The organism is Anaerostipes sp. (assembly GCF_018381315.1).
Lineage (GTDB): Bacteria > Bacillota > Clostridia > Lachnospirales > Lachnospiraceae > Anaerostipes.
This window is the reverse complement of sequence record NZ_JAGZSD010000017.1, coordinates 31054-56830: the sequence shown is the minus strand read 5'-3', so window position 1 is coordinate 56830 and position 25777 is coordinate 31054. Positions and strand designations below refer to the sequence as shown.

The 25777-nt window shown below is 42.9% G+C and carries 23 protein-coding genes; 7 read left to right on the top strand and 16 right to left on the bottom strand.

Annotated elements, in window-relative coordinates; all coding sequences use genetic code 11:
- Positions 1–361: 361 nt before the first annotated feature.
- On the top strand, positions 362–952 hold the full coding sequence (locus KH180_RS12690) for a zinc dependent phospholipase C family protein (protein WP_290760902.1): 591 nt from the start codon (positions 362–364) through the stop codon (positions 950–952).
- 142 nt (positions 953–1094) lie between these two features.
- On the opposite strand, the gene KH180_RS12685 is transcribed toward KH180_RS12690, so the two are convergent.
- The 4 genes from KH180_RS12685 to KH180_RS12670 all read right to left on the bottom strand — a co-directional run bounded on the left by KH180_RS12685 (position 1095) and on the right by KH180_RS12670 (position 6294).
- Entirely contained in the window at positions 1095–1901 is an 807-nt protein-coding gene (locus KH180_RS12685) for a protein-ADP-ribose hydrolase (protein ID WP_290760900.1), read from the bottom strand.
- Between the two features lie 71 nt (positions 1902–1972).
- A complete protein-coding gene (locus KH180_RS12680) occupies positions 1973–2650 on the bottom strand; it encodes a fructose-6-phosphate aldolase (RefSeq protein WP_290760898.1) in 678 nt (225 codons plus the stop codon).
- Positions 2651–2692: 42 nt separating this feature from the next.
- Positions 2693–5107 (bottom strand): glycyl radical protein, encoded by a 2415-nt coding sequence (locus KH180_RS12675; RefSeq protein ID WP_290760896.1) that lies wholly within the window; start codon positions 5105–5107, stop codon positions 2693–2695.
- Positions 5108–5367: 260 nt separating this feature from the next.
- The gene (locus KH180_RS12670) at positions 5368–6294 is read right to left on the bottom strand and encodes an SIR2 family NAD-dependent protein deacylase (RefSeq protein ID WP_290760895.1); all 927 of its coding nucleotides are present in this window, start codon (positions 6292–6294) and stop codon (positions 5368–5370) included.
- Between the two features lie 256 nt (positions 6295–6550).
- Here KH180_RS12670 and KH180_RS12665 point away from each other — a divergent pair, with 256 nt between their 5' ends.
- Positions 6551–6892 (top strand): winged helix-turn-helix transcriptional regulator, encoded by a 342-nt coding sequence (locus KH180_RS12665; protein ID WP_290760894.1) that lies wholly within the window; start codon positions 6551–6553, stop codon positions 6890–6892.
- Positions 6893–6908: 16 nt separating this feature from the next.
- On the opposite strand, the gene KH180_RS12660 is transcribed toward KH180_RS12665, so the two are convergent.
- From KH180_RS12660 to KH180_RS12625, 8 genes are all read right to left on the bottom strand, one after another.
- Complete coding sequence (locus tag KH180_RS12660) at positions 6909–8009, bottom strand: metallophosphoesterase (RefSeq protein WP_290760893.1); 1101 nt, start codon at positions 8007–8009, stop codon at positions 6909–6911.
- 23 nt (positions 8010–8032) lie between these two features.
- Positions 8033–9193 carry an aldo/keto reductase gene (locus tag KH180_RS12655; RefSeq protein WP_330624552.1) on the bottom strand — a complete coding sequence of 387 codons (1161 nt, stop codon included), beginning with the start codon at positions 9191–9193 and terminating at the stop codon, positions 8033–8035.
- Between the two features lie 263 nt (positions 9194–9456).
- Positions 9457–11802: a GGDEF domain-containing protein gene (locus KH180_RS12650; RefSeq protein WP_290760892.1), complete on the bottom strand. Its 2346-nt coding sequence runs from the start codon at positions 11800–11802 to the stop codon at positions 9457–9459.
- 149 nt (positions 11803–11951) lie between these two features.
- A complete protein-coding gene (locus KH180_RS12645) occupies positions 11952–12698 on the bottom strand; it encodes an aminotransferase class IV (RefSeq protein ID WP_290760891.1) in 747 nt (248 codons plus the stop codon).
- Positions 12695–14068: an aminodeoxychorismate synthase component I gene (pabB, locus tag KH180_RS12640; protein WP_290760890.1), complete on the bottom strand. Its 1374-nt coding sequence runs from the start codon at positions 14066–14068 to the stop codon at positions 12695–12697. The genes KH180_RS12645 and pabB overlap by 4 nt, the downstream gene beginning before the upstream one ends.
- Entirely contained in the window at positions 14034–14660 is a 627-nt protein-coding gene (locus KH180_RS12635; RefSeq protein ID WP_290760889.1) for an anthranilate synthase component II, read from the bottom strand. Before KH180_RS12635 ends, pabB begins: the two co-directional genes overlap by 35 nt.
- 363 nt (positions 14661–15023) lie before the next feature.
- Entirely contained in the window at positions 15024–16289 is a 1266-nt protein-coding gene (locus tag KH180_RS12630; protein WP_290760888.1) for a zinc-binding dehydrogenase, read from the bottom strand.
- Between the two features lie 11 nt (positions 16290–16300).
- Positions 16301–17047 (bottom strand): nucleoside/nucleotide kinase family protein, encoded by a 747-nt coding sequence (locus tag KH180_RS12625; RefSeq protein WP_290760887.1) that lies wholly within the window; start codon positions 17045–17047, stop codon positions 16301–16303.
- Between the two features lie 209 nt (positions 17048–17256).
- On the opposite strand from KH180_RS12625, the gene KH180_RS12620 reads away from it, so the two are divergent.
- The 5 genes from KH180_RS12620 to KH180_RS12600 all read left to right on the top strand — a co-directional run bounded on the left by KH180_RS12620 (position 17257) and on the right by KH180_RS12600 (position 21891).
- Positions 17257–18018: a DeoR/GlpR family DNA-binding transcription regulator gene (locus tag KH180_RS12620; RefSeq protein ID WP_290760886.1), complete on the top strand. Its 762-nt coding sequence runs from the start codon at positions 17257–17259 to the stop codon at positions 18016–18018.
- Positions 18019–18313: 295 nt separating this feature from the next.
- Complete coding sequence (locus tag KH180_RS12615; protein WP_290760885.1) at positions 18314–19021, top strand: hypothetical protein; 708 nt, start codon at positions 18314–18316, stop codon at positions 19019–19021.
- A gap of 16 nt (positions 19022–19037) precedes the next feature.
- The gene (locus tag KH180_RS12610; RefSeq protein WP_290760884.1) at positions 19038–20153 is read left to right on the top strand and encodes a zinc ribbon domain-containing protein; all 1116 of its coding nucleotides are present in this window, start codon (positions 19038–19040) and stop codon (positions 20151–20153) included.
- 31 nt (positions 20154–20184) lie between these two features.
- Positions 20185–20982 carry a hypothetical protein gene (locus KH180_RS12605; RefSeq protein WP_290760883.1) on the top strand — a complete coding sequence of 266 codons (798 nt, stop codon included), beginning with the start codon at positions 20185–20187 and terminating at the stop codon, positions 20980–20982.
- A gap of 9 nt (positions 20983–20991) precedes the next feature.
- Positions 20992–21891 carry an N-acetylmuramoyl-L-alanine amidase family protein gene (locus KH180_RS12600; protein WP_290760882.1) on the top strand — a complete coding sequence of 300 codons (900 nt, stop codon included), beginning with the start codon at positions 20992–20994 and terminating at the stop codon, positions 21889–21891.
- Positions 21892–21951: 60 nt separating this feature from the next.
- Here KH180_RS12600 and KH180_RS12595 read toward each other — a convergent pair whose 3' ends face one another.
- The 4 genes from KH180_RS12595 to KH180_RS12580 form a co-directional block, all read right to left on the bottom strand.
- Positions 21952–22401 carry a PTS sugar transporter subunit IIA gene (locus tag KH180_RS12595; protein ID WP_290760881.1) on the bottom strand — a complete coding sequence of 150 codons (450 nt, stop codon included), beginning with the start codon at positions 22399–22401 and terminating at the stop codon, positions 21952–21954.
- 26 nt (positions 22402–22427) lie between these two features.
- On the bottom strand, positions 22428–23813 hold the full coding sequence (locus tag KH180_RS12590; RefSeq protein WP_290760880.1) for a PTS fructose transporter subunit IIC: 1386 nt from the start codon (positions 23811–23813) through the stop codon (positions 22428–22430).
- A gap of 1 nt (position 23814) precedes the next feature.
- Positions 23815–24738, bottom strand: a complete 924-nt coding sequence (locus KH180_RS12585) for a 1-phosphofructokinase family hexose kinase (RefSeq protein WP_290760879.1) — start codon at positions 24736–24738, stop codon at positions 23815–23817.
- A gap of 289 nt (positions 24739–25027) precedes the next feature.
- Complete coding sequence (locus KH180_RS12580) at positions 25028–25765, bottom strand: MurR/RpiR family transcriptional regulator (RefSeq protein ID WP_290760878.1); 738 nt, start codon at positions 25763–25765, stop codon at positions 25028–25030.
- Positions 25766–25777 lie beyond the last annotated feature (12 nt).

Here is a 25777-nt window from a genome sequence, read left to right as displayed (position 1 = left end):
GTGCGTCCACCCGGAGGGTATAAAATACGGGATGCCCTGTGGGTATACCTTATCGCACAAAGCGCGTCCACCCGGAGGATATGGCATGTTCCACATGATTTCCGTTCGGCTCTTAGAATGCCTCACTCCAATCATGTAGAACATGGACATAATGTCTGCCGGATAAGGATAACGGCTAAACAGAAGGTGCCATCCTGCAATAGTTATTCTTCATTGTCGGAAGGAGGCCTTTCCAGAGCCGACTGGAGATAATGGAGAATAACTTAATCATTGTTTTCTAATATTTTCATCACTTTTTAGACACATTTTGCAGATACTATTAGAGTAAAGAAACTGCTGTATTTCCAAAAGAGGTAGCATTATGGAAACAAAAGATCATTATTCTTTGTCAAGATTACTTGCCCGCCGCATGAAGCTGAATTTCCCGAAATCACTTGCATTTACGTTAGGAAATGTATTTCCTGATCTTAATCTGCTGTCTTATCTGAAAGGAGCCAGCGCTGCAGATCTGGACGGCCACACTTATCAGGCACGAAGGAATCTTATGAGCCGGACGTATTCCTCCGAATTTCGTGACACCCTCCAAGGCTGGTTCCATGCCGGAGAAATGATGCATTATATAGCTGATTCCTTCACCCGTCCCCATAACAAAGAATTTAAATTCTCCTTTCCGCAGCATGTGCTGTATGAACGGCGTCTCCATTCTGTTTTTCGCAAAACCATGCGCCCGGAACAGATTCTCAGGCCGGCAAAACCGGTGATGGATATCCGCCGCTTTGACCCCTGGATGGAGACACTGCACGAAAGATATCTTCTTTCTTCCTCCGCCCCTGAGGATGACTGCCGGTATATTCTCCGCTCATCTCTGGCTGTATGCAGCAGCCTGACAGCAAAATGCACCGGACAGAAGCCTCAACCGGAACAAAGCGGACAAGTGCGCTTAGGATTCTAATCGCACAATCATGAGGAACCTGCCCGAAGTTGTACAATGATGTAGAGCCGTAAATCTTGCAAAAGAAAAGACTGATTCCAGAATAAAAATCCGGAATCAGTCTTTTGTTTTTGAAAGAATTGTTCTAAGAGCCAAACGGAAATCATGAGGAACATGTCACAAGCTTTCTGTAAATATCTCTGTCTTTCTCCTTAAATACATTAAATATAACCCGCTTTATGCTGCTTTCTCTGTCCAGAAAAGTAAGCACCGTATCCATGGCAATTTTTGCTGCCCTCTCGTTTGGAAAATGGAACTCCCCTGTAGAAATACAGCAGAAAACAATACTGGCCAACTGCTTTTCCTCCGCCGCTTCCATACAGGACTGATAACAGCTTCTCAGTGCCATACAGTCTTCTTCTCTGAGAATACCGCAGATGACCGGGCCTACTGTGTGGAGTACATACCGGCATGGAAGGTTATATCCCTGTGTGGTCTTTGCCTTGCCCTGTGGTTCCTCATGTCCCTGTTTCTGCATTATCCGGAAACATTCTTCCCTAAGCTGCATTCCTGCCGCTGAATGAATGGCATTGTCCACGCATCCATGGCACGGCACAAAACACCCAAGCATCTGAGAATTAGCCGCATTCACAACAGCATCCGCAGAAATTCTAGTGATATCGCCCTGCCATACAGAAATCTTATCAGCATGTCTGATCCGGGACCCGAACTCTTCTTTTACGGTCAGTATCTCTTCAACGGAAACAATCCCTTTTTGTGCCGTCTCTTCCTGCAGATATTCATCCTGAACCTTCAGCAAACGAGGCGGCAGTTCTCCGGGCATCCTGACGTTCATCAGGGAACGGAGAAGTCTTCTTTTGTCCGCTTCTCCGGCTTTGAGTCTTTCATACATACCGGAGTCTTTGGCTAACTCGCCGATCAGATAATCGAGTCTCTGTTCCTGATCCATTTTTATCCTCCTTTGCATCTCTAAATCCCAGTCTCCGGCTTCTGTATGGCACCCTCTGATCTTTATATCTGCTAACAGTCTTTCATTGTTTTTCCAGTCCCTACAAGAGTTTCAAAATCTTTTGTAAAATCATTGACAGCAGCTCCGATAGCAGCATTCTTTACAAACATCTCAATCACATCTGCGGCTACTGTTGATGCTCCGATTCCATACTCGCACAGATCAAGTACCTGCTGTGAATTCTTAAAGCTTGCGGCCAGAACCTCTGTATGCAGACCATTGTTTTTAAAAATAGAATGAATCTTCTTTGCCACTGCAACACCGTCATAACCCATATTGTCAATTCTGTTAATGTAAGGGGCCGCATAGTCAGCTCCGCATTTACCTGCAAGATATGCCTGCATTGGTGTATAGACTGCTGTTGCTGTAATGTTGTATCCCTGTGCCTTCAGCGCTTTCATTGCCTTGAATCCTTCCGGTACAGATGGAATCTTTACATAAGTGTTTTGTCCAAGAACCTCTGTAATCTTCTTGGCATCCTCCATCATTCCTTCTGCCGAATCTGCAACTGCCTGAACATGGAGTTCTGCATCTGCTCCTATAATCTCTCTTATTTCCTTTAATACATCAAACGGCTGCTTTCCGCTCTTTGCGAGAATGGAAGGATTTGTTGTCACTCCGTCAACTGGATAAAACTCATAAATCTTCTTGATCATCTCTACATTTGCATCATCAATAATTAACTTCATAACTGCTGCCTTTCTTTCAAAATATTCGTTTTTATATATAAATTACAGTGTCTGCTCAGTTCTCTCGATAATGTCATCCTGTGTCTTTCTGGAAAGTACATTAAAGAAAGCACTGTAACCTGCTACCCGCACAATTAAATCCTTATGATTTTCCGGATTTGCCTGTGCATCCAGCAAAGTCTCTCTTGAAACAATATTATACTGGACATGATATCCATGCAGGCGGTTGAAAAAGGTACTGATCAGCATTTCAAGCTTCTGCTTGTTCTCCTCTGTAGAGAGCATCTGCGGTGTCATTTTCTGATTCAGAAGAACCCCTCCCGTAATTTTATCTGTCGGGAGCTTTGATACGGTTTTAAATACTGCTGTCGGACCATTTTTATCACAGTTATGAGCAGGTGAGCACCCCTCTGCCAGCGGTTCAAAGGCATTTCTTCCATCTGGTGTCGCCTTTGTTCCCATGCCCTGGCCTACATTTGCACTGATGGATGAAGTTCCGCCATACCGAATGCCGCCGATTGGCCCCCTGTTATATCTGGTGCTTGGATACTTCTTAATCTCATCCAAATAAGAATCATAGGCTTCTACTACGAGATGGTCAACGTAATCATTATCGTTTCCATACTTTGGAGCTTCTTTTATAAGCATTTCCTGTATTTTTTGATTCTCTTCGGAAGTAAAATCATCAAGGATAGCATCCCAGAGCTGCTTTCTCGTAATCTTTTTCTCTTCATAAACCAGCTTTTTAATAGCTGCCAGTGAATCTGCCATGTTTGCAATTCCAACCTGAAGTCCTGAGATGAAGTCATATACTGCCCCGCCTTCTTTAATTGTTTTTCCTCTTCCGATGCAGTCATCTGTAAGAGCAGAGCAAAGAACATCCGGCACATCACGCTCACTTGCTTTATCAATCGCATTTTCAACAATAACGCTGTATCTGGTCATCTCTCTGACCGTCTTATCCCACGCTGCAAGAAGCTGTTCATAGGTTTCCATTGTCTCAAATTTGCCATATCCCTTTGTAAATCTCTTTCCGCTTGTAAGATCTACACCGTCATTCATAGCACAGAGTAAAACTCTTGGGAAATTAATATAACTCATTCCGGTACATCTGTATCCCCATTTTCCGGGAACTGCCGTCTCAACACAGCCGATGGCGCTGTAATTATAAGCGTCTTCTTCCTTCACTCCCCACGCAATGAAGGATGGGATAATGATTTCATCATTATTCAGTGCAGGCATTCCAAATCCAAGCTTCATAACCTCAATACACTCATCAAAAAATGCCTTATTAATATTTTTATGATAACGCACTGTTAGGTTTGGCTGTGTGAGCCTGGTCTGTGCTACTGATTTTAATACGAGAAAACTCAGTTCATTTACTGCATCCTTCTTATCTGCTGTCTGTCCGCCGATTGTAACGTTCTGGTACATCGGAGATCCTGCAGAACTAAGTGTATGTGCCTGGGATCTGACCTTGTTCACGGTAAGTGTCTTAATCCAGAGACAGGTAAGAAGTTCAAGTGCCTCCTCTTTCTTGATCTTCCCACTCTCCAAATCTTTCATATAATATGGATACATGTACTGATCAAATCTTCCATAGCTTAAAGAATGACCATTTGATTCAATCTGTAAAATAAGCTGAATAAACCATACAGACTGAACTGCTTCTCTAAAAGATGCAGCCGGTTCATATGGAACCTTTGCACAGATTCTGCTCATTTCCTCAAGTTCCAATTTTCTGTCCGGATTACTTTCCTTCTCTGCAAGTTCTGCTGCAAGACGGCTGTATCTGTCTGCAAAAGCTATAACAGCATCAATCACGATGAGGACTGCCTTGTAGAACATATTCTTGTCAATGCTCTCAGGAACAGTGAAGTCTAACTCCGATCTAAGCTTAGCCACTCTGTCTCTGTAGCCTTTTAAACCATGCTTTAATACTTTCTCATAATTGACTGCAAGATGAGCATCTCCGGCATTTAACTTGCCTTCCATTCCAAAGACGCCTGTTTCCATAAACACATCTGCTTCTTCCGGAAGGAGGGCTTCGCCTCTTGCTCTTAAATTGTTATTTTCCCAAAACGGAGCAATTTCTCTTAATGCTTTTTTGGTATCTTCTGTAATATAGAAAACATCTCCGTCTCTTTTCTCAAAGAGATCCAACTCATTTAAAACAAATTCTAAAGTGTACTCCGGAAAAATCGGTGCATTGCTGTTCTTAGTAGCCTGATTTCCTGCGAGAAGTGACTTATCTTCAATATAAATCGTCATGTTTTCCAGGATTTTCTGAAGCATTAATGCTCTGACCATCACTCTTGGCTGATTCTGATTCTCCTTGTAAGCTTCTGTCGCCAATACTGCTCGTTCTGCATCAATGTATGGTTTTTCTTCGAGAACCTCTTCTCGAAAATGCTTCATTCTGTCCGTCAGGGTTCCGAAATGTTTTGTGTTCTCCATGAATATAACCTCCATACAATCGACTCATTCGCTTTGTTTCGTTTGAAACTATATTTATGTTTCATTTGTAATTTTACTATAGCTTTTTCTTCTCTGTTTGTCAATAGTTTTCTTCGAAATAATTTATTTTTTATTTCGTTCGTAATTAACGTGCATTCAAATGAATTTATATATTCAGACAGGAGTATTGCCGGCAGCAGCAAAGAGGAAACGATTCCCGGATATAATAACTTCTTAATTTCATTTGAAACTCTATATTTTCATAAATATAAAAAATAATGCTGTAACTGTTTCAAAACTGCACCGATATCATCCCTGATGCAGATTGATTTTTTCTCAATCTCCTGTGGTACATATACATCATTTAGGTTAATACACGCATATACCGCATCCTTCCACTGATGTGTCATTCTCCAGAAATTAAATTTTATAATCGTTGGCGTATTCATTCCGGCGCCCAGTTCTAAGAAAAGTATTTTCAGATTCTGGTGTCTCTTAATAAATTCATCATAATTATGTGCTGCCCGATGCCATTCCCCGTCCTCAACAAAAGTATCATCGGCACGGAGATTCATGCTCATCGGCCTGCCGCAGACTGGACACTCGGGAACCAAATCTGACGGGATCCTCATCTTCGGGTGTTCCGGAGGAATCAAGTTCCCATTTTCTGCAGTCTTAAATCCCTGCGCTTCTGTCATCTGTTTTACTATTTTTTCGTTGTCATAGGTCTTATCATGGCATGGCTGTGAGCACTGCCAGCGTCCATAATCTCCCTGTGTGCAGAACAGTCTGTTCTTATCGAATCCAGCCTTCTGAAACTGATGATCTACATTGGTTGTCAGCACAAAATAATCCCTGCCCTTGACAAGGCCAAGCAAGTCCGTGTACACAGGCTTCGGTGCATCAGTATAGCGGCTGATATAAATATACCGGCTCCAATATGCCCAATTTTCTTCCAGACTTTTAAATGAATGAAATCCTCCGGAATAGGCATCTCTAAACCCATACTTTTCAATAAAGTCGGGAAAATATTTCTGAAACCGATCACCTGAATACATGAATCCGGCTGATAATGAAAGTCCGGCACCTGCGCCAATCATAACAGCATCGGCTTCATTCATTGCCTGTCTCAGCTTTGAGACTGCATTTTCTGTCTCTTTTTCTCTTATATCGTTTCTGCAAATCATTAAGTCCACCGCCTTTTTCATGTTCAAATGCTCTTTTACCAGTTCATACAGATTAATAGTACTCTCTGCGGCTCTCAGCGTAAATTACGCACAAAAAAGTGGCACAGTATCCAAAAGATACTATGCCGCCTTCAGGTTTCTTATTGTGTTAAAATCAGAAAAGATATAGAATATAATTACGTTTGTTTCAGCCAGCTCAAATACACACCGCTGAACTGGCCATAAAGCCATTATATACCAAGGAGGAATACAGATCATGCCAAAGGAAAGAAAAATACCTGAATGCCCTGTGGAAATGACGCTGCAGCTGATCGGCGACAAATGGAAGGTCCTGATCATCCGGGATCTGCTCACCGGCACCAAACGGTTTTGTGAACTGATGCGTTCCGTATCAGGCATCACACAGAAAGTTCTGACCAGCCATCTGCGGGCAATGGAGGCCGACGGACTGGTGAACCGGAAAGTATACCCCCAGGTACCTCCAAAGGTAGAATACTCCCTGACAGAAACCGGAATGAGCCTGAAGCCTATACTGGACTGTATGGTTGAGTGGGGAACCGAATACACTCAAAAAACACAGAATCAAAAAGTACATTAACATCTGCCAGCCAGGGTTATGGTGCAGTTACCTCTATCATGACATACTCGCAGTGTCCGCCCGTCCGGATCGGATACCCCCATCCGGCCATTCCTGATGTGACGATGGTCTGAAGTTCTCCGGTTTTCCGGTATCCATAGTTGATATCATTGACTCCCAGAAGCTCCATCAGCTGGCCGGTAGGCCAGATCTGCCCCGCATGGGTATGTCCTGATACCTGCAGATCGATACCTTCCCTGTTATTTTCTTCCAGATCTCCGGGCTGATGGTCCATCAGCAGACAGAATTTATGATCCGGCACATTCTTCATGATCTCTTTCAGGCTTTTTCTGGACTGGTCACCGGCATCTTTTCTTCCTATCACACAAATCCCAGTTCCTGCAGGAACGGCTTCATCCTCCAGCACATGGATACCCGCCGTTTTCAATGCCTGTCTCAGATCCTCAGAACGATATTCCGGCCTTTCTACATATTGATTGGAATCATGGTTTCCGTAAACATAAAACACTCCATAGGTGCTTTTTATATTTCCCACAGCCTCTGCTGCCTGTTCCATCTCTTCCCGTTTTGTATTCTCATCAAAAATGTCTCCGGCCAACAGAACAATGTCCGGATTCTGGTCCTGGATTTTTCCGCACCATTTTTTTAATTCTTCTGCATTCATCGTAACTCCCAGATGAATATCGGACATGAGAGCAATTTTAAATCCGCTGCCTGCTTTCACTTTTGAAGATGTTATCTGATATTCCGTCTTCTTGATCTGCTGCATATTGTAATATCCATATGAAAAAATCAGTGCAGTGATAACAAATACCAAAATACCGCTTTTATAAACTGCCTCCCACTTCCTGCGGCTTCCAAAAAATTTCTTCACCGCAGCGTTTACTAAATCTATAATCAGAGATACTCCAATCAGATGCAGGACGGCCACCCCGCCCCACCCGTAGGCGGGCCATGCATAGTAAATACAGGCCGCAGCCGCAGCTGCACTCAGAACTTTTACTGTACGGGTGTCTCTATGAAGGAACAGCCGGAAGATCCGGCGGAAGAAAAAATACAGATAAATACCTGCGGGTATAAAAATCAAAATTGGAACGATAAAAAATAGTAAGTACAAGTTACTTCCTCCTGCATGATGTATTAATCCTGGAAAACTTCAGCTGCGTTTTTCATATTGTCTGCAATCGGAACTCCGAACGGACACCGGGTTTCACATATACCGCATCCCACACACTCCGATGCTTTGTGTTCCAGCAGGGCATAATGTTCTCTGACAGTCTCCGGCACTTCTTTTCTGGCCTTTGCAAGATTTAGAAATTTGGTGACAGATGCCACATCAATTCCTTTAGGACATGGAGCACAGTGGCCGCAGTACATACAGTGGCCCTGCCAGCTTATATTCGGAAAAGAAGCCAGCGCACGGGCATAGTCCTTTTCAGCCTCCCCCGCCTCTTCATAGTAAAGGCTGGCTTTCATTTCCCCCGGGGAATGGGCACCTGCCAGGACAGAGGACACTGCCGGCCTGGTAAGAGCATAATGGATACACTGGCTTGGCGTCAGTGCTTTTCCAGCCGGAGATAATTCTTCACTCAGCAGATCCCCTCCGCCGAAAGCCTTCATGACCGTTATCCCTGTGCCCATCTGGCTGCAAAGCTCATAGAGCGCCTCCCTTGACGGATCCATATTCACAAGATCTCCTTCATAATTTTTGTCATCCCACAGTTCTCCGCAGTCCTCTCCTGCCGGCTGCAGATCATAACATGGATTGACACTAAACATGAGCACCTGAATCTCTTTGCTCTTCACCGCTTCCGCAGCTGCCTCCGGGTTATGGCTGCTCATGCCGATATAGCGGATTTTCCCTGATGCTTTCAGTTCCCTGGCATATTCCATCACAGGCCCCTCATAGATCTCTTTCCAATCCTTTAAAGAATCCACATAATGGATCATCCCTACTTCAATACACGATGTGTCCAGCCTGTGAAGCATATCCTCAAAACCTTCCCGGACCTCGCTTATCTGCCGGGTGCGTTTATACTGTCCGTCTTGCCATATGGTACAGAGATGTCCCTGAAGAAAAAACTTATCCCTCCTGCCGTTTAAAGCCTTTCCGATTCTGTCTCTCAAATCCGGATCCGGTGTATAAAGATCTAAATAATTTACCCCGTGTTTCTGTGCCATATTTAAAAGATCCTGTGTCTCCTGTTCATTTTTTCCCACAAACCCTTCACAGCCAAGTCCGATCTCACTGACCTTCATGCCCGTATTTCCAAGCTCCCGATACCGCATATCATATACCATTCCCTTCCGACTTTAGTATTTCTTTATGATTTGATTTCTTTCATCATAACATCTGGAGCTAACTCAAAGTCAATCATTTTCTATGGGGTGGCTTGTAAAATGTATTGTTAAATTCTTGTTTCACCAACTAAATTCGTGATTGACGATTTTAGTGTTACACTTATCATGGTACGATGATCGAACAAACCACCCAAAGGGTGCCCTATGAAAAAAATGCCTGCACAGAATTTTTAATCCCGCAGGCATTCTTATTTTTCCGGCTTTTAAATATAGCTTTCCTGCACTGAGGATTCCCTTGGCTCTCCAATACTTGAAAAAATCCAAAGTGTCTCTCTATGCTGTTCTGTATAATTCTTGAATTTCAGCACTCTGAGTCTCAGCCATTCATTATCTGTCCTCTGATAGACAAACTCCGGTGTAATACCTTTACCCAGCTGTTCCTCCAGATAATGATAATCACAGAACTGCTCAAACAAACCGTAATATTCATCTTTTACAATGCGTCTGGCATAAATCAGCAAAGCATCATTAAATTTGTCATGTGCTTCTCTTAAGTACTCTTCAAAATAAGAAGGGATATAAAGATGACGGATCTTGTTGCTGCCCAGATTCACAAAATAAACGCCTTTAAACTCAGGCGCCAGGACACTGAGGAACGTATCCGCATCCCTTTTCTCCAGGATAATCCGTTCCATACGCTGGTCCAGGCAGCGGACCTGGCGTTCGTTTCCGTTTTCCCGGTAATAATTCTGCTTATCTTCCTTCATGGCAGTCTCTGCCGCAATCACCATATCCTCTATATCAAAATCTTTGTCTCTCCATTCTATCCCCACAGAGATTCCGCCGCTTGGATCAGTGAGTAATTTGCGGACCATACCGGCTCTCTGTTCAACTTCCTCTTTATCCTGATCCCTGCAGAATACTACAAACTCATCTCCGCCGATCCGGTAAATACTGTTCCCGGTAAAACTATCCCGAAGGGCATCGGCGGCAGCCATGAGCATCTCATCTCCTGCCTGATGCCCCAAATAATTATTGATCTCATGCAGTCCATTGGCATCCATATAAACACAGGCAAGTGACTTGAAATTTCCTTTTTTCATCGTCTCTACATCAGCATGAAAACTGTTCCGGTTCATAAGGCCTGTGAGACTGTCTATCTGTCCCATCCTTATGAGTGCCCGGTGCGCCTCATAGTGATTGACCGCCATGGAAAAACTCAGGGCTACCTGTTCCAGAGGCTCCGTGGTGTCCCAGCTGTTCTCAGGATTGAAGGCACCAAGAATTACTGCCAGATTTCCTTCCAGCCCTTTTACCGGAATCAGCGTCAGGCTTAAGATATTAAACCTGTCGTATTTGTCTCTCTCAAAACCAAACTGTCTGCAGAAAGACTCCATATGACAGCTGACAATTCCATGCCCATCCTGACAAACTGATACAATGTCTTCAAGAATCTCTTCGAATTCAGGGTTTTGCTCCGATTCCAAGCCTTGACTGCCTGACCGCAGATACTGTTTACCTAATACTTCTGTATCCGTCAGCCATAGAAATACCGATTCAGCCTTCAAAAGCTCCGCTGTCTTCTGCAGTGCCGCAGCAAAATGCTCCGGCTGTATATGGGCATCAAAAAGAGCTTTTTCAATCTCCAGAATCAGCTGTACATTCCGAATCTGCCGCTGGCTTTCCGCTTTCTCTGTTTTGATTTCCCACAGAATCCAAAAAAGATAAAAAAGAAAGATCACCAGCAGAAGTGCCGCAAATATATAGAAAGAATACAGCATCCTGTCTGCCTGTGCATAAGCAACCCTCTCAGGAACTGTGAGCATGACCATCCAGTCCTGTGTGCCAACAGGCACATAGCGGGCATAATAATATCCCGTTATATTTTGTGAATGAAATACAATAGTTCCCGGCTTCCCTGAGGCAAAATCTGAACTTGTCTGCTCCTGGCTGTATCCCTTTTTCAGTGAATAGCCGCTGAAACGGTTCATGTTGCCAAGGCTGGTGCGCCAGGTATCCATAAGTAAGTCTCCGGTACGGCCTTCTATCACAAAAAGCTGCATATCGCTTCCATATCCCTTTACGGTAAGCGTCTCCGGCCATTTGGAAAGGTCCGTGACTCCACAGAGTACTGCCGCTGTCTTTCCATTTTTCTTTACCGGCATATAATATCTTAGAATCATCTTATCCGGATTTGTCAAATCTTTGCTTCGTCTGGAAATATGAACACCCTTTTTAGAAATATCCCGAAAAGACAATTCTCCCGATACATCCACTGTACCGTCCTTAGTTAAAAGCCGGTCCCCCGGCACCAGAAGCTCCACACGGGAAATTGTTCCCACAGTTCCAAGTTCGGAAAGTATGTTCCTCAGTTCTTTTGAATCTGTCATCTGATACTGGGCAGTAATCTTCGCCGCCCGCTGAAGGTATGCCCGGTCATTTTCCGACGTCTTCTGTATATCCGCTGCTGCCTCCTGCGTATACTCAGTCAGTCTCCGAAAACTCCTCTCCCGTCCTTCTGCATAATATTTCTTAGCTGCCGCTGCAAGCACAAGGCCCAGCAGGAACAGCAGGAGCAAAGTCGCTGCTATGCGCTTATTCTTTTTCATCTTTCCTGCCTCCCATACCGCTGCCGCACATCTTTTTTCTACTCTGTTCACAATAACTCAGTTTATTCTAATTTTAGCAGACACATTTATATTTTACAAGCAATGTACAGAATCCCGATTCAAATTATATTAAGAAGCAGTTCCCGCTCTTACGGCAATGTTGAAAAATGTCCGGGACAGCAGGTTTTTTGCAGCTGTTTTGCCGCCGCTTCAGACGAAAACCAATGGTCACCCAGATTTTGTACAGGCATGATTCCCATCAGTGAATTTGTCAGAAACATTTCATCAAAAGCACCCACATCCTCCGGCCGAATGACGGTTTCTGCCGCTTTAAAAGTTCTGCATACATACTCTCTCATCACTCCGGGAAGCATTCCGCAGGAAACCGGCGGGGTGTACAGTTTATTCCCCTTCACAAAAAAGACATTGGATACCGTTCCCTCGGCAATCTCCCCTCTTCCGTTAAGAAATACTGCTTCGTCAAATCCACGCTCCTGTGCCTTCCTTCTCTCCATCAGATTTTCTGCATAGTTTAATGTTTTGTGATAAGTAAGCGGTGATGTCTCATTTCTTATGACTTCACTGTACATGATGCCAAATCCTGCATCTCCGTATCTGTCTGCATATGGATTCCTGCGGACAGACATCGTAAGATTTTTCTCTGACACTGCGATTTTCAGCGCATCGTGTCCTGTAAATTCTGTATTTCTCTCTTTTAAGTAATGTTCCGTCTCTCTTTCTGCCCTGTCTCTTCGAAACGGGATTCCAAGAAACTGCATAGTCCTTTCAAGCCTGTTCATATGCTGCTCAAATAGAACCGGCTGTCCCTGTTCCAGTGCAACTGTCTCAAATGCACCCATTCCAAAATAATACCCTTCATCCGCCTGAACCGTCATAGATCCTGTCCCCCTTCTGCTCCCGCGATTGCTTCCAGCACTGCCTTAGCTTTCTGCATAGTTTCCTCATATTCAAATTCCGGGTCAGACTCCCATGTGATGCCTCCGCCTGCACCTAACCGGTAGACCCCGTCTTTATAGACAGCCGTCCGGATCACAATGTTAAAATCGCAGTCTCCGTTCAGTGAAATATACCCGATGGAACCTGTATAAATCCCTCTTTGGCTCCGCTCCAGCCGGTCAATGATTTCCATGGCATGGATTTTTGGTGCTCCGGTGACCGATCCTCCGGGAAACATGGCTCTCAGCAGTTCCTGAAACTTCGTTCCTTCCCTGAGTTCTCCTGTCACTGTGCTGACCAAATGAAAGACCGTGGCATACTGCTCCGCAGCACAATGCTCCGGTACCCGGACAGTTCCGGGAGTACAGACACAGTTCAGATCATTCCGTTCCAGATCCACGATCATCAGCAGTTCACTTCGGTCCTTTTCTGATTCCAGCAGTTCCTGCCTGTACAAATCATCCTCCTCACTGGTCTGTCCCCGTTTTCTTGTCCCTTTGATCGGCCTGGTGACAGCAGTTCCGTCCGTAACCTTCAGAAACCGTTCCGGGGATGCACAGATCACCTGAAAATCACCATAGTTCATATACGCTCCGAAAGGCGACGGGTTATGGAAACGCAGATATTGAAACACATCATAGCACCTGCCTTTGCCCGGAATTTTCAGCTGCTGTGTCATATTGGCAATATAAATATCTCCCTCTTCGATGTATGAAATCATCTGCTCCACTGCTTTTTTATACTCTTCCTTTTGAAAATCCGGAATAAAGTGTGCAGTTTTTCCCTGTCTCCTCGGCTTTCCGGGACAGATGCTTTCCCTGATCGTCTGCTCCATCTCCCGGAATGCATCCTCTGCACTTTTGCATTCTTCCCCCGCGGTCATATAAAGCTGTTCTTTTTTCTGATCCGCAATAATCAGATTATCATAAAAAACAAATACCGCTTCCGGCACCTCATGCTCTTTTTTGTGGCGGGATAAAATATGTTCAAACTGTCTGCCGTAATCATAAGAAAAATATCCGACAGCACCGGACACAAGAGGAAGCTGCGTCGGATTCTCTTCCCTGCGGGCCTCCAGACACTCCCCCAGAACGTCCTCCAATGGACGGCTGACCGCTGTGCCATTGACACTCACCTTCCCGTTCTCCTGTTTTAAAATCAAATAGGGATTCAGTCCGATGACCGAGTATCTTCCCTGATCATTTTCCAGAGAGGAATCCAGAAACACTGCATACGCTTCCTCCCGGTAAGAATGAAAAATCTCTGCAGGATCTTTATAAAATGGTACTCTTTTGATTTTTGTCTCCATGTTTCCTCCATCTCTCACATATGTTCATATAATTCTGCAGCAGCTCACTGCCGTATTCCGTAAGCACGGCTTCCGGATGAAACTGTACTCCAAAGACGGGCTGTGTTTTATGGCTGACTGCCATGACCTCCCGCTCGAAGGAGACTGCATCCAGACGAAGTACATCCGGCAGGCTTTCCCTCTCAGCTATCAGGGAATGATATCTTGTCACCAGAAACTCTTTGGGAAGTCCCTGAAACAGCCCCTGCCGGGTGTGTATGACCTTTGTCACTTTGCCATGCATGGGCCTTGCCCCCTTCACAATCCAGCCGCCGAAGGCCCGGCAGATCATCTGATGTCCCAGGCAGACCCCAAGAATCGGGATACGCCCGGCAAACCGGAGAACCAGCTGAACAGAGTCTTCACAGTCCTCCGGACGTTTCGGTCCCGGTGACAAAATAAGCCCTTCAAGACTTCCCTGTTTTCTCAAATACTCCAAATATCCGGGATCTGCTTTGTCACTTCTGATCAGTTCTGTCTTTCCGCCCAAAACCTCCAGTTCCCGGGCCAGATTATAGACATAAGAATCATAATGGTCAATGATCACATACATACTAAAATTCCTTTCTGTAAAACAAAAACAATGCGGAGTGCTTTTTTATTTCATTGGACGCACTGTCATATGAAATAAAAAAAGACCGCCAAAAATTTACATATCCTAAAAAGCATATGTAAACTTCCGGCAGTCTTCCGTTTTATTTTCCCCCAGCGATCGGGTTTTATCCGGGCACACCATCATTTTGTATCAGGTTTTCTTCACTATCTCCAGTCGACTCTGGAAAGGCCTCCTTCCGACAGTGAAGAAAACCTTATCGCCAAAAATCGCCTTCCGAATCATGGTCTCAGAGAGAGATTCATTTTTTCTTTCCCCGGCATCTTACCATATCTGCCGGGAAACTGCAATCATATGAAATATTTATTCTTCCGGTGCCAGTGTATTCAGCAGATATTCTTCTGCCTCTCTGCACCAGACATTATTGTTTGCTCCGCAGATCTTTGCCAGCTGTGCAAACATCTCATTATCTTCCCCAAGCTTTGCAAAATCTTCTATCGCGGTCAGTTCCATCTCAATATGAGGATAAATCAGCTTTTTGCCGCCTGGAATCTTCGGAAGATTCAGAATTGTATCCGGTGCAGCGTTGATGCCTCCAATGTGGGTAACCATATAGGATGGATTGATCTTTCCGGCTGCAGACAGTTCCAGAGATTCGATCATATCAGCCGGCGCACCTCCTGATGTTCCGCAGATATGTGTCCCCTCATAGTGCACATTATAGAAGTTATATTTTGCTTTAAAGTTGTTGTCGGTCGGCCCTGCAAAAAAGTTCAGGCAGCCGTCATTTCCGAGAAGATCATCTCCCATCTCGATCAGTGATTCCACCGGTGCAAATACAAAGACCTCATCAAATCCTTTCCCGCCGTTTAATTCTTTGAGTTCTTCTACCGCATTTTCTTTCCCTGCTGTATTTACATAAATCAGTTCAACGCCTTTTGAAGCAGCATCTTCTGGTGTAATCAGGGATTTTGCCCTCTGAAGCCTTTCTTCATTAATATCTGTAACTACGATACGTTTTGAATGATATGGCCCGTTCAGCGCGTAATCAATAGCTCCGATGCCCATTGGCCCTGCACATCCTAAGAGAGCTACGCTTCCTCCGTCCTTCAGGCCCATTTTGTGCTCGTAGACATACGGTGTTGTGTGGTAGGTAGCATGAAATGCCCCAATGATGCATGACATAGGCTCAGCCAGAGACGCATTTGCAAAATAATCTCCTTCATACGGAAGTACACATCCAACATCAATGGAAACTTTAGGTATAATGCAGTATGTAGCATTTCCTCCGTAATACTCATAGCTGTATCCTGCAGAATATCCGCTTGGAAGCCCCATGGCAGGCTGGAGAACAAATTTTTCTCCCGGCTTAAAACGGTCCTTTAATTTTTCTCCGACTTCTACAATATATCCGCCGAATTCATGGCCGGTGATCGTCGGATGTTCCGGGCTTAAATCGTCGGGTACTCTTTTATGTTCCCCTCCCCTTAAAGCCGCTTTATATGTTGAAAGACAAATACTGTTGGATACCACCTTCACCAAAAGTTCCTCTTCCCCGATCTCCGGAAGCTCCACTTCCTTCACATAAACCTGATTTTTGGCTGCCAAAACTGCTGCTGTTGATTTCATCTCTGATCCTCCTATAATACAATATAATCATTATCTGCTTCGACTTTTAATATATAGTCCCCGTCCATCGATGTCTGCAGAACTCTTCTGACGTTTACGCTGTCACTGTTTATGTACCAATCCTCTGCCTCTTCTCTCGTAAGGCCGCCCTTCATCTTTCTTCCGATCAGCCGTTCTTTTAACGTCTCTTCCTCCGAGCGGATCAGAATTGTATAATCTGCTGTATCCTTCATGGATTTCCATGGCTCTTCATCTAAGAGCAGCCAGTTCCCTTCGATCAAAATAATGTCCTTTGTAATCTTTTCCACGTCTTCCACCACATCGTGGATCGTTCTGTCATATACAGGCCATAAAATATCTTCATCTTTTATCTTTTGGAATTTTGTCCCGAGTTTTTCCGTATCGTAGGTTTCCGGACATCCTTTGACATTCTTCATCGGAACTTCTTTTCCCATCACCACTGCATTGTGAGTATTAATGTAATCTGAATGATAATGGAAACCATCTAAACCAATCGCCTGTATCTCTGTCAGTTCTTCGTTCTGTACAGCCAGATACTCCAGGAACTTTGACAGTGTTGTCTTGCCCACCGCAGGAGGAGCTGCCAGAAAAACAATCAGTCTCCGGTTCTTTTTCTTCTGCATTTCGGTCAGATTTTTAAGCAAAGGCAAGAAAATTTTTTCTATGGTTTCCTCATTATAGATTGTATTTACTTGAAAACCATTGACATCAAATACATATTCCTTCCAATTTTTCATGATCTACCTCTTAATACTTGCTTTTCTTGGTTTTATGTCCGTTTATTTTTGTTTATATGTGAATTATATGATTTTTTACTCTGTATGTCAATGCTTCTCCACAAAAAATGTTTACTTTTGTTGTTTTATTTTTGTTTGTGTGTGTTCACATTTGAATTCACTGATAATTTCTGTTATGATATATTTATCAATATGAAGGAGGAACGATCATGGGAAAACTGCTTGCAAAAGAACGGCAGAAGGAAATCGTTGAATATATAAACAGCACAGGAAGTGCAAAGATCGGCGATCTGGCAGATAAATTTGAGGTAACAAAAGAAACCATCCGAAGAGATCTGACTCATCTTCAGGAGATCGGAGCTATCGAGCGCAGCCACGGCGGTGCCACTCTGGTTTCAAGCTTCCGTCCGATCCCTATTGAGACACGGGTCAGTGAAAACAGTTCCATAAAATATGCCCTATGTGAAAAAGGCCTGGAGCTGATTCCGGAACAGGGCGTCATCTATCTGGATGCCGGAAGCACCATGCAGTGTATGGCACAGCTTTTAAGCCAAAAATCAGGATATACGATTGTCACCAATTCCATCAACACGACCTACCATTTGAATAATGGAAACAACGTGACTATCTTAACCGGCGGCCAGCTGAATCCAAACAATATGTCCACAGAAGGCTTTCAGACCACCAATTTTATCAACACGATAAAGGTGGATATCTCATTTCTTGGAACCAGCGGCTTTGAACAGCACAATGGCCCGGCAGTGTCTGAGTTTACAGATGCTCAGATCAAACAGGCCATCATCCCGCAGTCCAAGATCATTGTAGTGATCTCTGACAGTTCCAAAGCCCACATCTGCTCTTTGGTGCAGTATGCGAACTGGAAGGATATTGACTATTTTATAACCGATAAGGATCTGCCGTCTGCGGCTTATAAAACATTGAGCGAATTAACGGAAGTTATCTTAGTGTAACATGTTCTGCATGATTTCCGTTCGGCTCTTAGAATGCCTCACTCCAATCATGCGGAACATGGACGTAGTGTCTGCCAGATAAGGATGACGGCTAAACAGAAGGTACCACCAAAGGATCACACTAAAAAAGGTTTCATGCAAAGACAATTTTGTGTGAAGCCTTTTTTTAATGGCATTTGGCGTACAATGCGGACAATTTCTCCATAAAGTGAGAGATAGGGCCTTACCTAATTGAAATTATAGTCAATTTTTGGTATAATAATACAGTTCATAAGGAAAAGGGAGGAAATAAATTATGAAATACTGTAAGTTTTGCGGAAAAAAGTTAGAAGAAGGGGAGGTTTGCAGTTGTCAGATCAAAGAAGATGAATCGAGTTTCTTTAAAGATATTGATAAAAATAAAATTTCAAACGGAATAAAAAAAGTATTATCAAAACCTGCCTCCGGTGCGAAACAGATAACTGCATCGTTTTCGCTGAAGGAGAGTGCAGCAACATGGCTGGGTGAAGGTATGATTACCGGAATCTGCCTGATGATATTTGTATCATCCACCATAGGATCATCATATTTTGGACGTCAGATGATCTCTTATCCCAAAATATTTATCTATTCGCTTTTGTTTGTCATAGGAATAAACGCAGTGACAACCCTTGTGCTGTGGTCATTAGAAAAATTGATATGCAAAAGCAGCGCATCCTATGCCGGCTTTATGACTGTTCCAGCAGCGGCCGCCCCAATTAATGTTATATTTTTAGTACTGTGTACCATCTGTCTGCTTTTAAATCCGGGATTAGGAATCCTTGTTTTCATCAGCGGGAGAGTTGCTTCTTCTTTTTTAATGGGAAAAGCGGTTGATGAAGTGAACGGCACAGACAGAGAAAAAACTATGTATATTCTTGCGATAGCATTTATTGTTGTGAGTCTTGTTTTATATATCGTTCTTAAAACATCTCTTGCCAATATGGTAAACAGCTACGGAAGAAATATGTTTATGGGATTATAGAGGAGATGATGAAATTATGATTTGTCCAAATTGCGGAAAAGATGTACCCGACGGAAATTTTTGTGAAGAGTGCGGCTCTTCATTACATATAGGGAAAGAAACAAAAGTAAAACAGGCAAAAACAAAAAAGACAGGGGAAGGATTCTCAAAAAAAGGTAAAACCATCATCGGTATTCTTATTCTTGTTTTATGTATCAGTACTGGATTTTTTTACATACAAGGAAGCAAGTTCAGTACCGCCGAAAAAACAGCAGAGCAATATCGCAGGTATTACAACAATCGGCAGTGGGATAAAATTTATGATATGACCAATATCACGGGAACAGAGTTTATTACAAAAGCATCTTATGAAAAAGTGATGGAAGATGTAACCGGTGAACTGGGAGAAATCAACAGCAGTAATGATACAGATTCCGTAGAAAAACAGGTTTATTTTGGGTCTGATTACTACTGCAGCTTTCAAAAATTAAATAAAAAAAGATATTTTTTCTTTGACCAGTGGGAATTGGCCGGCTTAAAGGTTGATACTGTCCAGATAGAAATTCCATATATAAAACAGTGTCCGGTTTCTATAGACGGAACTAAGATCAAAGATATTTACCTGAAAGAAGAGGAAGATCAAAAATATTATTCTATTGAAGTATTAGAAGGAAATCATACTGTAACCTATGAGGACAAGAATGGATTCTTATCAAAAGATACTTATGAGTTAAACACGGATTCTTTAAATGGACTCTCTCTTAAATACAGCGATACGCAGGTTCAGGCAGCAAAAAACACTATGGTAAAGTTTTTAAAAGACTGGGCCGGCTATCTTGGGAAACAGAGTGTTTCTGCTGATGAAATCCAGGATTATTTTTACTCAAGAGAAGATGCAGAAAGCTTCATTGCTTATTATACTGTTTCCGGAGGAACCAAGAACTCCAAAGCAGACATCGTGACACAGCCCAAAACCGGCGATATTATTGAAAGCCCGTCAAGGAGCTTTAAGGATCCGTATATTTCATTTAATGCAAGCTGCGAATATACTTATACAAATGATTTTTGGGGACAATCTGCAAAGGATACCTTCTCCATTGATGAAGATTTTTATATGGTGTATGCAGATGGAACCTGGAAAATAGCTGTGTAATGATACATTTGAGAAAGAGATGGGAATAGATATGAGGCAAAAAGAAAAAAAAATCATTCTTGGTTTAAGCATAGCAGTCGCTTTATCCATTGTTTTAAATGTTGTTTGTTACGTGTCTGCGAATAAAGAACAGACACCAAGTACACCGGCCGCTGATAATATAACAGCAAAAACAACAGCTACAGAGGAAGAAAAGACTGCGGCAGCAGAAAAAAATACACTGAAGTCAACGACAGCAAGTGAGAGTAAAGATAACACTACTGGCGGCATTGCCGTAGATGCCGGCAGCATCAACGATTACAGCAAGTGTTTAAATATTGACGTATATAAAAAGATAACCTGCAGCAACAGCGGGGGATATAGTTTCGTATACCCGCAAAATTTCTTCAATCACGTAAGCAGTGATAAAAATGGAAAATATGTTTTTTCTGCTGATGACGGGGTAACTGAATATACCGTATTTTCTCAAAAGGCAACGGCCGGATCTGCGAAACAGGAAGTTAAAAATCTGGCGGCTGATTATGAAGATGAGTTTTCTCATTTTTATTTTAAGTTTCCGAAGGAGGGCATTAAAAAATCAGGTGCATTCTGCAGAAAAATTTACGGCGGCTATTTAAACAGCGATAAATCAATAGGGCAATATATGATTATTGCATCTAACGGGACCTATGATTACATTCTTATATTTAAATATAAAGCAGATGATAAGAGTGACAATCCAAAGGGACAGGCTGATTATCTGGCTGATTGTTTTTATCGCGGAGCATCTTTCAGCGGCTCAACAAAGGAAATCAGAACATACAATGAATTTCTGACAGATGAATCATAGAGACTGCTTATGAAAAAATTGAAAACATTTATTTTGGCTGTTTGTATCCTCCTATGTGTGTTTTATACAGGAAAAATTAATCTGTCCCGTGATACAGGCAAGAGGACAGCCCTCAAAGAAACAGTGATGACACCCCCGGACAAGGATAAGGATGAGAGAATGATAATAGAAATCGATCCCGGACACGGCGGCGAGGATACAGGTGCCCAGATTACAGCAGATCAGACAGTAACCTATGAAAAAACCTTAAATCTGAAACTTTCTTTATATTTAAAGAGAGCGCTGGAAAAATATCAGGGAGTTGCTGTTTATATGACACGTGAGACAGACAAGAATATATCTTTGAAGAAACGTGTGAAAAAAGCAAAAAAAGATCAGGCAGACGTATTGATAAGCATTCATCATAATGCCAAAGGCAGCATTGTTGATACGGAAGACGGTGCCTATGTTTTGACTGCCAGCGGAAATGATAAAAAAAATTTGGCACAAAAGGAAGAGCAGTTAGGTGCAAACATATTAAACCGCATCCGTGAGCTTGGATTAAAAAACAGGGGTTTGCTGCGCCGATTTTCTGAGGCCGGAGAAACTTACAGCAATGGCAGATTAAGTGACTATTATGCAGTCGTAAAAGGAGGAATTAATGAAAGTATTTTAGCTGTTATTATTGAACACGGATATATGGACAACATCGATGAATTTAAATTATATTTTTCTTCTGATGAAAAAATCCAAAAAATTGCTGAAAAGGATGCCCTGGGAATTGCTGATTATTTTCATTTAATTAAAGACACTCAAAGGGCTGAACGGATCATTATAAAAAAAAACATGCAAATAACTACAGTAAAAGATCCTAACGCAAAAAACAATACTTATCAGACCAAGTCTTATAAATTAAGTGTAAACCGATAAAAGTATTTTAAAAGCGGCAGAAGTAAATTCCGCCGCTTTTCTTTATGCAGATATCTGCCACTATAAATTTTTCAAAACATCCATAACTTCCCCTGCAGTATTGGCTGCCAGAAGTTTTGCTCTGAAATCTGCTTTGATCAGATTTCTTGAAAGTGTTGCCAGCGCCTGCAGATGCAAGTTGCTGTCTGTGTCGGTTGCCGCAATCATGAAAATCAGGTGAGCTTTTGTACCGTCTTCAGCCCCAAAATCAAATCCTTTGTCTGACTTTCCAAAGGCTACTCTTGCAGTTTTCACTGCCGCAGTCTTTGCATGCGGAATTGCAATATCAAATCCAAGTCCCGTGGAGGACTGCTCTTCTCTTGCATAGATGGCTTTTTTATACTCTTCTTTGTCAGCGAGTACTCCGCCTTCATCCAAAAGTGTTACCATTTCTTCAATAATCTGGTCTTTTGTCTCACCCTGTAAGTCAAGCTTTATTGTTGATTCATCAAATAATTCCATAATTTCCATAAAAGTTACCAACCTTTCTTATACTATTATTTCTGTTCTACATCCTTTGCAGTGAGAACATAAAGTACCGCTCCTACAACAGATCCTGCCAAGATACATAATACCCATGTTACAGCCGGATGTACTAACGGAAGAATCAAAAATCCGCCGTGAGGTGCAGGCACCTGGACTTTCATTACATATGAAAGAATAGCTGAGATTGAAGAACCTGCCATCAGGATCGGCAGTACTCTTACCGGATCTTTTGCCGCAAACGGAATCGCACCTTCTGTGATATGTGTGCATCCCAGTACATAGTTTACCAGCCCTGCTGCACGGTCAGCCTTTGTAAATTTCTTTGGTGCAAAAGTTGCTGCGAGTGCGATAATAAGCGGAGGTGTGATACATGCTGCAGATACACCTGCCATAAAGTAAAAGTTACCCTGTGCTAAAAGTGTTGTTCCTGTTACATATGCAGCTTTGTTGACCGGGCCTCCCATGTCAAATGCAGACATACATCCTACTGCAAGTCCAAGAATAATCGGGCTGGAGTTCTGAAGTCCTGCCAGGAAATCCATCATTCCCTTGTTGATGCCTGAAACCGGTCCTGCCGTTACCTGCATCAAAATACCTACAACTGCCACTGTGATGATCGGAATAAAAAAGATTGATTTTAACCCTTCAAACTGTCTTGGCAGTCCTTTTAAAGCATTGACAACAAATTTACATAAGTATCCTGCAAAGAAACCTGCGATAATGGCTCCGATGAATCCTGATCCTGTATTGTTGGCAATCATACCGCCTACAAAACCTGCGATCATACCCGGACGGTCACCGATGGACTGGGCGATAAATGCCGCAAGAACCGGAACCATCATTCCCATGGATGTACCGCCGACTGTCTTAATCGTAGCGGCAATTACATTATACTGGTCAGAGTTCGGATCGAAGGAATAAATTCCCCATAAGAAAGAAATAGCTGTTAAGACACCTCCGGCTACAACGAACGGAAGCATATGAGACACACCATTCATCAAATGTTTATAAATCTGATGTCCGATGGAATCCTTTCCTTCCTCTGCCTTGCTCTCTGTGCCGGCTGCTTTTACTTCTCCGCCTCTTACAGCTACGTTTCCGTCCAGCATCTTCTGCACCAGTTCTTCTGCCTTGCTGATCCCGTCCGATACCGGAACTTCAATGACAGGTTTTCCGTTAAAACGGTCCATATCTACATTTTTATCACAAGCTACAATAATTCCGTCACATTCAGCAATATCTTCAGCAGTCAATTCATTCTCGACACCAACAGCTCCGTTGGTCTCAACCTTCATTTCAGCTCCCAGTTTTTCCGCTGCTTCTTTTAAAGCTTCCTCCGCCATGTAAGTATGGGCGATTCCGGTTGGGCAGCCTGTAACACCTAATAGTTTTTTCATATCATTTCTCCACCTTTCTTATTTTGATATTGTGAAAGTAAGTATCTACTTTGGCAAAATCACCGAGTGCGTTGCTCTCCGCCACGTTTGCCCCTGTGGCAGCCGAACGCTTTAATGCATCCTCGACATTTTCCGGATGACCGAGCCAAAGGCTTAAAAAGCTTGCCAGTGCGGCATCTCCCGCACACGCTGAGCTTAATAACTTAACCGGCTGGGAAGATGAGTAATAGACATCTTCTCCGTTGCTGAAATATGCCCCCTTGCTTCCAAGAGTCAGCAGTACATTCCTGGCCCCCTGTTCCTTTAAAAAGGACAGTACATGGAGAATATCTTCTTCATTTCTGATCTTGATTCCGAAAATCTCTTCGATCTCTTCATCATTAGGTTTGATCAGCAGAGGCCTGTATTTTAATAAGTCCTTCAGTTTCGGCGAACTGATGTCAAGCACCACATCGATTCCCCTCTTTTGGCAGATGGACAAAATACTTTCATAATAACTTGGCTCAATTCCCGGCGGCAGACTTCCGCTGATCACAAGACAGCTTAAATCTTCTGCTGTTTCAAATAAATTCAGCATCTCGTCCTGCTGATCTCTGCCGACAAATGATCCGCTGTTGACAAATTTAAATTCTCCCTCTCCATCATTTAAAAATATATTGATTCTTGTTGTGTCATCAACCCAGACTGGTTTTACACAAACCTGTCTTTTTTCCAGCTCCTCTACAATATATTTTCCCGAAAATCCTCCAAAAAATCCGGTGACCGTGGAATCCACCCCATAATGTTTCAATGTCAGCGTTACATTGACACCTTTTCCATTTGGTGTGTAAACCGTATCAAATGTACGGTTCACTTTCGCACGTTCCATCCCTTTTGTAGAAATATTCATATCGATGGCAGGATTTGTAGTTAACGTATAAATCATACTGCTCCTCCATGGAATACAATTTCTTTTTTACAAAACTTATTATAGACAAGTATTCCATGAAAATCTTTTCATATCCTGAAAATGCAGTTTTGCCCGTGAAAGGAGCCGCTGACATAAGAATGATCTGCACAGTTACTATATGTTATGTGAAGAACTCCTGCTCTTTATATTCCATGTTAAATAAAACGCCGGATTCCTTACTGAACAAAGGAGATACTGTTTACGGTATCCCTTTTGCCTGTAAGTTATCCGGCGTCTTACGTGTTCTTCTCATTTTATTGAAGGGTTAATTCTCTACCAAAAAATCCACCAGGATTCTGCACATAATGTAAAGAGGAAGCCTGGAAGTTACTTCATAGTTTCTGATTGCAATGTGGGAATGCTTATATCCAAGCCACGTATAATCTGAATATTCAAAAAGTTCACTGGAACTGCTGCAGCACAGCGTAATGACCTTGCATCCCCGAAGCTTTGCATTTCTTGCCGAATCGATCAGCTCTTTTGTCTCCCCATTCAGAGACAAAATAATTACAACCTCATCTTCCTGCAGATTTTTGGACATGATCCTCATAATCTGAGGATCCTCCACATCCACCACAAAATAATCCAGCACCTGCAGCTTCATGCTCAGTTCCTGTGCCACCAGATGTGTGGGGCCTCTGGAAAATATGAGAACTCTTTTTGCATCTCTTATCGTATGAAGAATACTCAATACATTCGGTATGGACATATGCTCAATCACCGTTGTAGCCTCAATCAGAGATTTATTCATAATCTCATTCAAGTCCTTGACTTCCGTGCTCTCAGCCTTTGTCGTCAATTTATACCGAAGCTCATTGAATCCGTTGATGCCGCATTTGCGGATGGCCCTGGATACTGTGGCCGGAGATGAAAATGTTTCAAACGCAATATCTACGATGGACAGTTCTGAAAGCCTGTCCTCATTATCATTAATATAATTTACAACACCCAATTCAGTCTTTGAAAGATTTTCTGCAATCTTGCTGTTGATCTCAATTATCATAACTTGTCCCTC